Here is a 13,194-nt window from a genome sequence, read left to right as displayed (position 1 = left end):
CACTCTGCCTCTACGTCGCCGCCGTCTCCCCCAGCGGCACGCGCAAGAGTGCGGCCCTGCGGGACATGCTGGCACCGCTCTACCAGCGCGAGTGCGTCCTGCAGCGCCAGGCCGAGCCCGAGGTCCGGGCCGCGGCGGAACGGCGCAAGCTGGCTGAGGCCCGGCTCGAGGCGATCCGTAAGGCGAAGGCGCGGGTGCAGGACCCCGACGCGCGGGAGCGGCTCTGCGCGGAGGCGGAGACGCTCGCGCGGGAGTTGCCGCCCGTGCCGGCGGTCCCGCGTCTCGTGGTCGATGATCGCACCCCGGAGGCCCTCGCGCTCGACCTGGCCGAGCAGGAGGGGTCCGTGCTCCTCGCGTCGGCGGAGGGCGCGGATCTCTTCGCCGTCGCGGCCGGGCGCCACGTTCGCGACGGCGGCGATCAGGCGACGATCTACCTGCACGCCTACGACGGCGAGCGGATCGACGTGCGGCGGATCACGCGCGAGGCGGTCCGCGTCGAGGACCCCGCACTGTCCATCGTCATCACGCCCCAGCCGGTGGTCCTCGAGCGCCTGCGCGAGCATCCGGAGCTGCACCACCGCGGGCTCGTCCCGCGGTTTGGCCTCGTGGTCGCGCCCGACCTCGCCGGCACCCGGCGGTATGATCCGACCGCGACACCCAACCTCCGCGTCCGGACCGCGTATGTCGCGGCGCTTGAGCGGCTCCTCGCGCTGCCGCGCCCGAGGGATGCCGCCGCCGTGCCACGGCTCCGGCTCGCCGGGGCGGCGCTCGAGGTGTGGCGGGCCTACGCCGACCGCCTCGAGCGCGACCTCGCCGACGGCGGCCGCCTCGCCCTGGTGCGCGAATGGGCCTCGAAGCATGCGGGGCGCGTCGCACGCATCGCGGGCGGGCTCCATCTCGTGGCGACCGTCGGCATGGCGCGCCCCTGGGCAGAAGTGATCCCGGCGGAGACGGTTGCCGCCGCGGTCCGCCTGGGCGAGTACCTCGAGGCACAAGCGCTCGTCGCGTACGACGTGATGCGCGCCGACCCGCGCCTGCGGCAGGCGCGCAGGCATGCGCGCTGCTCGTCGCGTACGGGTGGCTCCGCCCCGAGCCGGTCGCGCGGCGGCAGGGACCGGGCCGCCCCGCGACGCCGGCCTACGCCGTCCACCCCGCGGTCGCTGAGGAGATGGCCGAGGTGGCGGTCTGACCACGCTTGCCCTCATGGCCGAGCTCGCCGCGGCCGGTATCCGCCTCGACGTCGACGGGGACCGGCTGGTGGCGCGGGGGCGCCGGCTCCCACCGGACCTGGCCGACCGGCTCCGTGCCCACAAGGCGGAGCTGATCGCGCTCCTCACCGCCTCCGAGCGTCCGCAATATCCGCACAATACGCCGGCCGGGAGAGTGGAGGGGGATATTGCGGGATTTGCGGACGGAAACAGGGGATCTGAAATCGTCGCGCCACTCTCGGATGCCGACCGTGCCCGGCTCGACGCCGAGGCCGCACCGGGGGACGTGCTCGTCCGGCTCGCCCTCGCCAGCCTGGCCGAGCCGCCCGCTGGGCCGGTGGCGGAAGCGATCGAGGATGCGGCCGTCACGATCACCCGCACCCTCCGGGACGGAGGCTGGATCGTCGTCTACTCGACGATCCTCGGCGCTGAGGTGATCTTCACCCGCGACGCCGGCGTGTCGGTGCTGGAGGCGTACGCTGCCCTACCGCGCTTCGACCGCGACGAGCTCGCGGCCGAGCGGCCGGACGTCGAGCCGCTCCGCGCGATCGTCGAGGCAAAGCGCGCCATGCCGGGGAGCCGCGTGGTGGCGCGGGGCACGGGCGCGCCGGTCACGCCGTCGCGCGTGGTGGTCCCGATCACGAACACCGACACGACGACCACGCCCGAGGCCGCGCAGGGTGACCTCGAATTGCTGGCGAAGAGGAGGGGGTGAGACCGATGGACCGAGAGCAGCGCGACGACATGAGCGGGGCGCTCTTCCGCGAGGCCGAAAAGAAGAGCGACCGCCATCCCGACTACCGGGGCAAGCTCACGATCCGCGGGGAGGTGTTCCGGCTCTCGGGATGGGTGAAGGAAACGCGCGACGGGAAGAAGTATCTCTCGCTCGCAGTGAGCGCGGACCCGGGCGCGGGCGGCCGCCGGGACGAGGAGCGCGTGCCGTTCTAGCCCGATGGCTGCCCGCCCAGACCTGGCCGCGCTCCTCGCCGACCCGGCCCGCGCCGTCGAGGTGCCGGTGGAGACGCGGCAGGCGTTGCTCGACGAGCTGGCCGTGCATGAAGGTCGGTGCCGCCTTGTGCGTGACCTCCTGACCGTCTCGCTGGCGCGATGCGGGCTGCAGCTCGAGACCCCGCCCGACTCTGAGCCGTACACCCTCGAGCAGGTGACGACCAAGCTGCAGAAGTCGAGGGCCTGGACCCGGCGGAAGGCGAAGCGCGGCGAGATTCCCGGGGCCCACAAGGTCGGTCGATCCTGGGTCTTCGACCGGCCCCCGTTCGAGCGCTGGCGGCGGCGGCCCGAGGTGGGTTGACAAGGCGGATACGGATATATGAAAACTGCCCTCATGCCCACAACCCGGCGCGCGCGCGGCGGGCGACCGCGGACCACTGAGGCCGGCGAGGAGATGACGACGACCGTCACCCTTCCCGTCGCGCTCATGACCCGCGCGAAGCTCGAGGCCGTCAGGCGACACACGTCCTTCAAGGCCCTGGTCGTCGAGGGCCTCCGCCTCGTCCTCGCGCGCGCCCCGAAAGGAGGACGCGCATCATGAGACTGAGAGGCGATGGCTCCGTGTTCCGCCGAGGAAGGTTCTGGCATTTCGCCTTCTGGCTCGACGGCGAGCCCCACCAAGGCTCGACCCTCGTGCCGATCGACCCGACGGCAAACGGCGCAGACGAGGACCGCGCGCGCCGCGTGCTCGCGACGAAGCGGGAGGCCGCCCGCCGGGGTGATGAGGTGCCGCAGGAGGACCGGCTCACGCTCGGGGACCTCCGCGAGCTCCTCCGCGAGAACTACGCCTTCAAGCAGAACCGCTCGACGGCGACCATGCTCGCGACGTTCAAGCACCTGACCGCGTACTTCGGGGAGCGCACGAAGGCGACCCGGATCGGCGCACGGATCGAGCGCTACGTCGCCGAGCGCCGCGCCGAGGGGGCCGCGTGGGGGAGCGTCCGCATTGAGCTCGCGCTCGTGAACCGCGCCTTCCGGCTCGCGGTCAAGAAGAAGCGGCTCTCGGCCCGCAGCCGCCCCGACATCGAGCTCCCCCCCGAGGACCCCAACGCGATCCGCGAGGGCTTCTTCCGCCGGGCCGACGTCGAGCGGCTCTGCCAGCACCTCCCCGCTGTGATCACCGACGTGGTGCTCTTCCTCTTCTTCTGCCCCTGGCGCATCGGGGCCGCCCGGAAGCTCGAGTGGCGGGACTACTCGGCCGCGGACCGCGCCCTGACCCTTCGCCGCGCCGCGAACAAGACGAAGCGGCCGCAGCAGATTCCGCTCGACCCCGTGCACACGCCGGAGCTGATGGCCGTCCTCGAGCGCCAGCAGGGGCGCCGACGGCCCGAGTGCCCGTTCATCTTCCACGGCCGGAACTGCGGCACGGTGCGTCCCGCGAAGGACGGCACCCGCCGCCCCTGCCTCGGCAACTTTCGGAAGGCGTGGGACACCGCGTGCGCCGCGATCGGGATGGCCGGGCGCACGCCGCATGACCTCCGGCGCTCCGGCGTGAAGCACTACATCGACGCGGGGGTGGACCCGCACACGGTCATGCTCTGGTCCGGGCACCGCACCGAGGCGATGCTCCGCCGCTACCACATCGTCGACCTCGACGACCTCCGCCGAGCGGGGAAGCGGGCGAGCGACTACCGGGGGCCCGCGACGAACGTGGTGCCGCTCGGTGCGCGAACGGCCGCGAAGCCCACCACTGCAGAACCACTGCAGGAGGCCGATTCGGCCTCCGTCGCGTCCGTCCGTGGCTGAGTTGAGCGAGTGCTAACGATGCGGAAAGGTAGGAATGGCAGGAGTGGAGCCGAAGGGAGTCGAACCCTCGACCTCTTGAATGCCATTCAAGCGCTCTCCCAACTGAGCTACGGCCCCACGGGCGGGAAGAACCCGAGCGGAGCCGGGCATATAGCCCGAGGGCGCGAGCGGGTCAATAACTTCCGGGCGAGGCGGCTGGTGGCTGTTGTGCCAGTTCGTCCCCCCGACGTGGTGGTGAGGGCGCCGCTTCGGTCTCGCGCCGACGTACGGCAACCTCGCCGAGATCCATCTCTGGCACGCATCCCCGAACTCCTGGGCGAGAACGATCTTCGGGCCGGGCTGTGGGCGCAGCTTACGGCGCAGTGGACACCGGCTTCCGGCACGATGCGAACGCACCGTGAGGTCGGGGTGAAAGCACCTCCCCGCGAGACTGCGCCCGTCAGGCTTCTCGCCTCGGTTTCGAGGCTGGGTCGTCGCGCTTGGGGGCCTTCTCGATCTCTTGGCTCGTGCAGCCCCTTCCTGAACGCCCGCCAACTCTTGCCGAGGTGGCCCATCATCTGGGCAGGCGACCGGGGTCGAAGACCACCGGGACGATCACCACCCCGAGCGGGGACGCGGTCGCTACGTTCTGTCGAGGACGCCGATCACGCGGCGTGGGAGCTCAAGTCGCCGAGCGCTGACCACGGCCGCGGCCTCACGGCGGCGGTGGGGTGGATTTGGTTGCGGCCGTGAGGCCGCGCTATGAAGGGGGGAGCCTTCGTGTGGCCCGGCGCAAGGCTCACTGATATAAGCCTCGCCGGCCATGAGCTGCTTGGGGTCGCCGTAGGGCGCGGGGAGGACGTATGAGAGGACGAGGCAGCGGCGGGCGAGCGCTTCTCCGCCTTCTCGTCCTCCTCCTCCTCGTCATCAGCTCTGCCCCGGTTGCCCCGGGCGACGAACGGCCCGCGGCGCCGCCGGAGGAGGGCATCGCGCTCGCGATCGTCTACGACACCTCGGGGAGCATGACGGATCCCGTCCCCGACGGCGGGGGGGGACGCGCGCCCAAGTATGTGATCGCCAACCGCGCCCTCGACCAGATCGTCGACCGCCTGCAGGCCTACGTCGCGAGCGCGCCGCCCGACGCGCCGCGCAGGATCGAGGCGGGGCTCTTCGTGTTCAAGGACTCGAGCGCGGTGCCCGCGGTCAGGTTCGGGCCCTTCGATCCCGAGGCGCTTCGCGCCTGGCGCAAGCGCGCGGCGAAGCCCGACGGGCCGACCCCGCTGGGCCAGGCGGTCTCGCTCGCCGGACAGGCGGTGCTCGCCTCGCGGCTCACGCACAAGCACGTCCTCGTGCTGACCGACGGCGTCAACACCGCCGGTCCCGAGCCGGCCGGCGAGCTGTCGCGGCTCAAGGACACGGCGAGCCGGAGTGGAAAGACGCTCTCGGCACACTTCGTCGCCTTCGACATCGACGCGGACCGGTTCAACGCGCTGCGAGCGCTCGGCGCGACCGTGGTGGGCGCGGCGGACGCCAGGCAGCTCGACCAGCAGTTCGAGTACATCCTCGAGCGCAAGATCCTGCTCGAGGACGAGGAACCGCCGGCCAAGGGCCGGAAGGCCGACTAGGAGAAAGCGAGGCGACCCATGGGAGTGTTCCGTGCCGTGAGACGCGTCTTCATCTGGCTCGGCCTCATGGTCGAGCAGGCTACCGAGACCGACGCCATCAACCAGGCCGTGGTCGAGCGCGGCATCCGCGACGCCAAGGGCAAAGCCGACAAGGCGCACTACGCGAACGGCCAGCTGGCGAGCCAGATCGCCCTCCTGAAGGAGCAGCTGAAGCGCCAGGAGCGCCAGCGCGAGGAGCTGCAGGGCCTGCTCCAGGCCACCGCGGCGGCCAACGACGAGGCCAACGGCGCGCATTACGCCGAGCAGCTCGCCGACCTGGAGCAGGACCTGGCCGACAACAAGGGGCAGATCGACAACATGGAGCAGCTCTATCAGAACAACACGCAGATCATTGCCCAGAGCCTGCGCGACATCCAGAAGTTTCAGCGCGACTTCGAGCAGCTCAAGGTGAAGGTCGCCGTCGGCCGGTCGGTCGAGCAGCTCGCCACGCTGATGAAGGGGTCGATCACCGAGCTGCAGGGCATGATGGGCGGCGAGCTGGCGCAGTCGATCCAGCAGCTCCGGCAGTCGGCCGCGGCGGGCGAGGGGCAGATGCGCGCCACGCTCGACCTGGCCAAGGAGATGGGCTCCTCGGTGCAGCGCCAGCAGGAGATGCGGCGTGCCCGCGGCGCGATGCTCTTCCAGGAGTACCGCAAGAAGATGGGCCTCGTGCAGGGCGAGGCGGCTGCGCCCGCGGCACCGGCCCCCGCCAAGGACGAGCGCCAGAAGATCGCCGAGAAATGATCCCGCTCGGCGGGAGGGGCTAGAGATGACGGCACGCGGGAGATTCGTCTTCACGCTGCTCATCCTCGGGGTGGTCGGCTTCGGCGTGTACCGCTGGTGGGACAAGCTCGTTCCCAGGCCGGTCTCCACCACGCCGTCGATCAACCCGACCGAGGCGAAGAAGGCGATGGAGGCGGCCCAGCCCAAGCCCGACGTGACGGGGAAGCTCCTCGCGGGCGGCAAGGAGGTCTCCCTGATCGGTGAGTCGGCGATCCCGCAGGTCGCCGGCGTGAGCGACTACGACAAGCCGATGAAGGACGGCAAGCTCGTGGTCCAGTTCCCGATCAACGTGTGGCCCGGCTGGGCGCCGATCATCGTCGCCAACGGCGGCATGGCCCCGAGCGACGCGAGCGTGTTCGCGAAGAAGTACGGCTTCTACGTGCAGCTCTCCCTGGTCGACGACCCGATCAAGGCGCGCGATCTCTTCGCCAGCGGCCACAGCCACGTGCTCTGGGGTACGCTCGACATGATCGCGCTCTTCGCGCCCGAGCTGGTCAAGGACTCGCGCACCGTGCCGGTCGTGGCGCAGCAGGTGGACTGGTCGGCCGGCGGCGACGGCATCGTCGCGCGAGGCGACATCAAGAGCGTCAACGACCTCCGCATGCGCGGAGCGCACCGGCCGAAGGTCGTGCTGGCGCAGAACTCGCCCAGCCACTACCTCATCATGTCGCTCCTCCTCGACGCCGGCATCGACCCCGCGCAGGTCGACTTCAAGTGGACCGCGGATGCGCCGTCGGCGGCGAAGATCTTCGTCCAGGACGCCTCCTTCGATGCCTTCGTCGGCTGGTCGCCCGACATCTACACGGTGTCCGAGCAGGTGCCGGGGACGCGGCTCGTGGTGAGCACGGGGAGCGCCAACCACTTGATCGCCGACGTGTGGGCGGTCCGCAACGACTTCTACCGCGACCACCCCGACATCGCCGCCAACCTGGTGCGCGGCATCTTCGACGGCGTCGACATGCTACGGAAGGACATCCCGGGGGCGGCGCGGCTCATGTCGGCCGCTTTCAAGATTCCGGTCGAGGATTGCTCGGCGATGATCGGCAAGGACGGCGGCATCGTCGAGGGCGACGCGCACCTGACCAACTACCGCGAGAACGCAAACTTCTTCTTGGACCCGCTCAACCCGTCCAACTTCGAGGTCGTGTGGAGCCGCGCCTCCACCATCTACAAGTCGCTCGGCGCGATCGACGTGCCGGTACCGGCGGCCAAGGTGAAGGCGGCGGGCGTCCTTGCCAAGATGAGCGAGGAGTACAAGGACGTCCACGACCTCTCGCAGCCCACCTTCCGCGCCGGCGCCATCTTCAAGACCGCCGAGGCCGAGACGGGCGAGATCCTGACCAAGTCGGTCATCATCGTCTTCGAGCCCAACAAGGCGATGCTCAACCCCGACTACGACGCGAACATCCCGAAGGTGCTGGAGGAGATCGGCAAGCTCGCGGGCTCCTTCGGCAACGCCTACATCGTGATCGAAGGGAACACCGACGCGAGCCGCAAGGGCATCGTGCCCGCCGACCTGGTCCGCCAGCTCTCCTACGACCGCGCCGACGCGGTCCGCAAGCGGATCATCGAGAAGTACAAGTTCGATCCGAACAAGTTCAAGGTGGTGGGCAACGGCTGGGACAACCCGGTGCCCGGCATGACCGACCCGAGCAACCCCGAGCACAACAAGCGGAACCGCCGCGTCGAGGTGAAGGTATTCCCGCTTGAGAAGGAGTAGATGGCGGCGCTCGCCGGACACGAGCTCGTCGGCCATCGTCTGGTCAACCGGCTCCCGCCAGAGCAGATGGTGGGCCTCTGGCTGCGGGCCACCTCGCGGATCGTCAAGCACGATTTCGCGATCGAGTACCGGGATCTCGAGCCGCCCCGCACCGGCATCTTCGACGGGCTCCGCATCGCGGTCGACCCCGACGTCGGCTTCGAGACGCAGTGCTTCATCGTGCTGCACCTCTTCGGCCACTCGGTGCAGTGGGTGGCCCCGTCGCTCGAGCCGAAGCTGGTCGAGCTGCAGCACACGGAGGACCGGGCGCGCTTCATGCAGGTGCTGCACGACTACGAGTTCGAGGCCGCGCGCTACGCGCTCACGCTCATGCACGAGGCGGGGGTGACGCACCTGGACCAGTGGTACAGCGACTTCGTGGCGACCGACTGGCGCTACGTCCAGGGCTTCTACCAGACGGGCAGCATCCCGCCCTGGGAGGACTGCGTGGTGAGTGACTGCCCGCTCGTCGAGCCGGCGCCCATCCCGGCGCTCCGGCATCGCCGGGTGGAGGTGCGCTTTGCCTTCTGATGCCGGCGCGGAGCTGCGCTTCCTCCTCTCGGCACTCGCTTTCGTCGGGCTCGTCACCGCCGCCGTGCGACTCCTCCACTTGCGCGTCCGAGCGGAACCCTCGCGGCCCGTCCGGCTCCTCCTCACGGCGACCTTCGTCGCCGTCGTACTCGGCGGCTGGTGGCTGCTCACGCACGGCGCGCGCATAGAGGACCGCGTGCTTCCGCCCCTCATCCTGCCGAGCCCGCCCGAGGTGCTGGAGGCCTTCCCGCGGCTCCACTTCGAGCAGGGACTCGTGCGCAGCACGGCGACGTCGTTCATCCGGGTCACGGTCGGCTTCGGCTTCGCCGCCGTGGTCGCCGTGCCGCTCGGCGTCTACATGGGCAGCTTCCCGCCCGTCGCGGCGTTCTTCCGGCCGCTCGCGCTCGTCGGCGCGTATGTGCCGATCGTCGTCTTCGTGCCGCTGACGCTCGCCTGGTTCGGGCTCTCCGAGATGCAGAAGGTCGGCTTCCTCTTCATCGGCTGCTTCGTGGCACTCCTGCCGCTGGTCGTGAAGGCGGTCGGGGACGTGCCCGCCGCCTATCTCGACGTCGCGGTGACCAAGGGGGCGACCGACTGGCAGCTCGTCCGTCACGTCCTCTTCCCGGTCGCCAAGGCCGACATCTGGGAGATCCTGCGCGGCGTCTACGGCGTCGGCTGGGGCTGGATCATCCTCGCCGAGGTGGTGGCAGCTGAGAAGGGGCTCGGCTATCTCATCACCGTGTCCGAGCGGCGGGCGCACACGGCCGCCATCTTCGCCGTCATCATCGTGATCGTCGCGATCGGCGTCGCCTGCGACCGGGCGTGGCGCCTCGGCGGCCGCCTCCTCTTTCCCTACCGCCAGGAGCCATGACCCGCGACGCGCCATCCGCCGCCGAGACGGTGCCGGGCGGGGCCCCCGACGTGGTGGCCTTCCGGCACGTCACCAAGGTGTTCGGGCGTGGCGGCGAGCGGCGGGTTGCCATCCAGGACGTGTCGTTCGCCGTGGCGGACCTGCCCGGCAAGGGCGAGCTGGTGACGATCGTCGGGCCGTCGGGCTGCGGCAAGTCGACGCTGCTGCGCATCATCGCCGGCCTCGCGCCGCATTTCCCGCCGACCGAGGGCGAGGCGCGCGTCTTCGACCGGCCGATCGAAGGGCCAGGGGCCGACCGCGGTCTGGTCGACCAGCGCTACTCGCTGCTGCCGCACCTGACCGTGGTCGACAACATCGCCTTCGGCCTCGCGCTGCGGGCCGTGCCGCGCGCCGAGCGCCGCGTGCGTGCCGGCGAGTGGGTGCACAAGGTGGGGCTCGAGGGCTGTGAGGCGAAGTATCCGAACGAGCTCTCCGGGGGCATGCAGCAGCGGGTGGCGATCGCCGCGACGTTGATCGTCGGCCCGCGCATCCTGCTCATGGACGAGCCCTTCGGCGCCCTCGACCCGAAGATCCGGCTCCGCATGCAGGAGCTCCTGATCCAGCTCTGGAAGGATCAGCAGGAGACCGTCTTCTTCGTTACCCACTCGCCCGAGGAGGCGATCTACCTGGGGGACCGGGTCTTTCGCATGTCCGCCGGCCCGGGGCGCCTGGTGGAGGTGCTGGAGGTCCCGCGCCCCGAGGAGCCGCCCGAGGAGATGCGGCGGAAGCCATGGTTCGTCGAGATCACGCAGGAGCTGCTCCGCCGCATGGAGGAGGAGGCTCCGGCCTCGGGGGCGCTTCCCCGCCCGCGCGCGTGACCCGATGGCCGAGCCCGCCCCGGCATATCGGCGCGAGTTCTTGCTGAGCCCGCATCACGCGTGGCTGGGGCTGCTCACCCTGGGGGCGGGCTTCCTCGCCGCGCAGCCACTCGCCCTGGTCGCGGGCGCGACCGGCTACGCGCTCGGCTGGATATACCTCCCCGACATGCCGTTCTTCCGCCGCTGGGTCGACCGGCGCGCGGAGGAGGGCCGCCGCGCCGCGGCGCTGGCGCAGGTCGCCGACTTCCTCCGCCGCCGTGACGGGCTCCTCGCCTCGCTCTCGCCGCCGCGGCGCGCTCGCTACGAGGGCCTCGCCCAGGTGTGTCGCGACATCGAGCGCAACGCGAGCGCCGACAACCCGGCCCCCGACGACCCCCGGCTGCGCAAGCTCGACGAGCTCATGTGGACGTACCTCCGCCTCCTCGGCATCGAGGAGTCGCTCGAGCGCTACCTCGAGACCGAGCGGCGCGAGGAGCTGCCACGCGTCGTCAAGGAGGCCGAGGACCAGACAAGGAGCCTCGGCACCGAGGTGGAGGCCCTCAAGACGAAGGGGGCGAGCCCCGTGCTCGATTCGAAGCAGCGCCTCCTCGGCTCCGTGCAGGAGCGCCTCGAGGTCCTCCACAAGCGCCAGCAGCGGGTCGAGCAGGCGAACCAGAACCTCGCCCTGGTCGACGCCGAGCAGGAACGGCTGGTCGAGCAGATCAAGCTGATCCGCGCCGACGCCGTCGCCACCAAGAACGCCGAGGTGCTGACAGCGCGCATCGACGCCACCGTGGAGCACCTGGACCAGACCAACAAGTGGCTCTCCGAGCTGGACGAGTTCAAGGACATGGTGGGCGACATGCCGGCGACCGAGCTGCGCGTCGGCTTCGAGCCGACGGCCGCGACGCCGGTGGCCCGCCCGCCGCGGCGCGACCGGCTCGGTATCGGGGCGAAGGAGGGCTGATGGCGGACGACGAGGCGCTGCCGCGCCTTCCCCTGCGGGGCTGGGCGATCGAGCTGGCGCGGCGCTGGAACAGCGGCGCCTACGCACTCTTCATCCTGCACGGCGACGTCTTCGACGTCTTCCCCGTGCAGGGCCCGAGCGACGTCGGCTACGCGCCGCTCAAGACCTTCCTCGCGCGCCGCCTCTTCCCCGAGCGCGCGTACCTGATCTTCTACGACATCGCCGACGGCCTCACCTTCGGCTCGGCCGACATGCAGACCCGATTCTTCGAGTGGCTCGCGGTCTACGACCAGGTCGAGAAGACCGACTTCCACCGCGAGGGCCCGCCCCGCGAGTTCACGCGGCTCGCGCCGTTGCTGCGCCGCTTCTTCCTGCGCGCGGCGGACGACAAGGGTGCGCGGAAGGGGGTCACGCTCATCGTCGACTTTCCGGAGAAGATCGTGCCGGCCGCCGAGGAAGCGAGCGCCAGCCAGGACGAGCGGATGGCGCTCGTCACCTTCCTCAAGTGGGCGGCGTCGCCAGACATGCGCGACCAGGACGTGGGGGTCCTGCTGATCACGGAGTCGGCGGCGGAGCTGCACGCCGATCTCCTCCGCAACCCGAACATCGCGCAGGTGCAGCTCGAGCTGCCCGACGCCGAGGAGCGCGGCCGCTTCCTCGCCTCGGGCTGGGCGACGGCGATGGCGGGCGGGCGCCCGCTCGCCGAGTGGAGCGATCTCTCCGCCGCCGAGCTCGCCACGCGCACCGCGGGCCTGACGCTGCTCCGCATCGAGCACCTCTTGGCCGAGGCCCGGCGCAACGCCGAACGGGTCACGGCCGAGCACGTGGCGGCGAGCAAGAAACGCCTCATCGAGGAGTACTGCCAGGGCCTCGTCCGCTTCAAGGACCCAAGGCCCGGCCTCGGTCTCGACGCCGTCGCGACCCACGCCGCCGCCAAGCAGAAGCTCCGAGAGCTCGCCTGGCTGATCAAGAACGAGAAGGACGACGTCCTCGAGCGCGGGCTCCTCGTGCCCGGCCGCGTGGGGGTCGGGAAGTCGTTCCTGATCGATTGCTTCGCGAGCGAGTGCGGGCTGCCGGTGATGGAGATGGGCGAATTCCGCTCGAAGTGGGTCGGCGAGACCGAGCGCCAGCAGAGCCGCATCCTGATGACGATCCGGGCCCTCGGGCCGGTCGTCGTGGTGGTCGACGAGGCCGACGCCGTCTTCGGGACGCGCGAGGCCGACGGTGACAGCGGCGTGTCGAGCCGGGTGTTCGCGGCCTTCGCGGCGCACATCGGCGACGCATCGCTCCGCGGGCGCGAGCTGTGGGTGGCCATGACCTCGCGGCCGGACCTGCTCTCGATCGACATGAAGCGCCAGGGCCGCTTCGGCCTCTGCATACCGCTCTTCCCGGCGCAGGGGCCGGACGACGTGGTGGAGCTCTTCACCACCGTGGCGCGCACGAAGCGGCTCGTGCTCGGCGACGCGATGGTGACCTATCTCCGGGCGCAGCTCGGCGGCCGGCCCCTCACCGGCAGCGACGTCGAGTCGATGCTGATGCGCGCCAAGGAGCGCGCCGTTCTCGCGCACCGGGACGCCGACGTGCAGGTGGCCGACCTGGAGGAGGCCGTGAGCTCGTTCATCGACCCGCTCGACCCCGAGCTGCTCGCGCTCCAGGAGCTGGCGGCGGTGCTCGCCTGCTCGGATCGACGCTACCTGCCCGAACGCTTGCGGACGGCCGATCGCGCCGCGCTGCTCGAGCAGTTCGCGCAGCTCCGGGCGCGCGCGGGGCGGCGCTGACTGCGGTGCCGGCGCCGACGACCTGGATCCTGCCCGACGGGCTCGATCCGAAGCTCGGCACCCG

At 70.9% G+C, this 13,194-nt stretch carries 13 protein-coding genes and 1 tRNA gene; 13 read left to right on the top strand and 1 reads right to left on the bottom strand.

The annotated features are described in order from the left end of the window. The 5 genes from E6J59_13595 to E6J59_13575 all read left to right on the top strand — a co-directional run. Positions 1–1,430 (top strand): DUF3987 domain-containing protein (locus E6J59_13595; protein TMB18864.1); only part of this gene is annotated, 1,430 nt, incomplete at its 5' end. 64 nt (positions 1,431–1,494) lie between these two features. Continuing rightward, on the top strand, positions 1,495–1,923 hold the full coding sequence (locus E6J59_13590) for a hypothetical protein (protein ID TMB18863.1): 429 nt from the start codon (positions 1,495–1,497) through the stop codon (positions 1,921–1,923). Between the two features lie 5 nt (positions 1,924–1,928). Next, positions 1,929–2,156, top strand: coding sequence for a hypothetical protein (locus tag E6J59_13585; GenBank protein TMB18862.1), 228 nt, complete (start codon positions 1,929–1,931; stop codon positions 2,154–2,156). Positions 2,157–2,160: 4 nt separating this feature from the next. Then, positions 2,161–2,517 carry a helix-turn-helix domain-containing protein gene (locus tag E6J59_13580; protein TMB18861.1) on the top strand — a complete coding sequence of 119 codons (357 nt, stop codon included), beginning with the start codon at positions 2,161–2,163 and terminating at the stop codon, positions 2,515–2,517. Between the two features lie 236 nt (positions 2,518–2,753). Beyond that, positions 2,754–3,962, top strand: a complete 1,209-nt coding sequence (locus E6J59_13575; protein ID TMB18860.1) for a hypothetical protein — start codon at positions 2,754–2,756, stop codon at positions 3,960–3,962. 44 nt (positions 3,963–4,006) lie between these two features. Here E6J59_13575 and E6J59_13570 read toward each other — a convergent pair. Then, positions 4,007–4,079 (bottom strand) — tRNA-Ala (locus tag E6J59_13570). Positions 4,080–4,804: 725 nt separating this feature from the next. Between E6J59_13570 and E6J59_13565 the strand changes: the two genes are divergently transcribed. Genes E6J59_13565 through E6J59_13530 form a run of 8 tightly spaced genes read left to right on the top strand, consistent with a single transcriptional unit; the run spans position 4,805 to position 13,130 of the window. Further along, entirely contained in the window at positions 4,805–5,566 is a 762-nt protein-coding gene (locus tag E6J59_13565) for a VWA domain-containing protein (protein TMB18859.1), read from the top strand. 18 nt (positions 5,567–5,584) lie between these two features. Then, positions 5,585–6,349 (top strand): hypothetical protein, encoded by a 765-nt coding sequence (locus E6J59_13560; GenBank protein TMB18858.1) that lies wholly within the window; start codon positions 5,585–5,587, stop codon positions 6,347–6,349. Between the two features lie 25 nt (positions 6,350–6,374). Next, entirely contained in the window at positions 6,375–8,108 is a 1,734-nt protein-coding gene (locus E6J59_13555; GenBank protein ID TMB18857.1) for a hypothetical protein, read from the top strand. After that, positions 8,109–8,678 (top strand): hypothetical protein, encoded by a 570-nt coding sequence (locus E6J59_13550; protein TMB18856.1) that lies wholly within the window; start codon positions 8,109–8,111, stop codon positions 8,676–8,678. Next, positions 8,668–9,549, top strand: coding sequence for an ABC transporter permease subunit (locus E6J59_13545; GenBank protein ID TMB18855.1), 882 nt, complete (start codon positions 8,668–8,670; stop codon positions 9,547–9,549). The genes E6J59_13550 and E6J59_13545 overlap by 11 nt, the downstream gene beginning before the upstream one ends. Beyond that, complete coding sequence (locus E6J59_13540; GenBank protein ID TMB18854.1) at positions 9,546–10,406, top strand: ABC transporter ATP-binding protein; 861 nt, start codon at positions 9,546–9,548, stop codon at positions 10,404–10,406. Before E6J59_13545 ends, E6J59_13540 begins: the two co-directional genes overlap by 4 nt. A 4-nt stretch (positions 10,407–10,410) precedes the next feature. After that, complete coding sequence (locus E6J59_13535; protein TMB18853.1) at positions 10,411–11,352, top strand: hypothetical protein; 942 nt, start codon at positions 10,411–10,413, stop codon at positions 11,350–11,352. After that, a complete protein-coding gene (locus E6J59_13530) occupies positions 11,352–13,130 on the top strand; it encodes an ATP-binding protein (GenBank protein ID TMB18852.1) in 1,779 nt (592 codons plus the stop codon). The genes E6J59_13535 and E6J59_13530 overlap by 1 nt, the downstream gene beginning before the upstream one ends. Positions 13,131–13,194: the final 64 nt, after the last annotated feature.

This window comes from Deltaproteobacteria bacterium (assembly GCA_005879795.1).
Lineage (GTDB): Bacteria > Desulfobacterota > Binatia > DP-6 > DP-6 > DP-6.
Note: the sequence above shows the minus strand (reverse complement) of the source record. Positions and strands in the feature narration are given on the sequence as shown.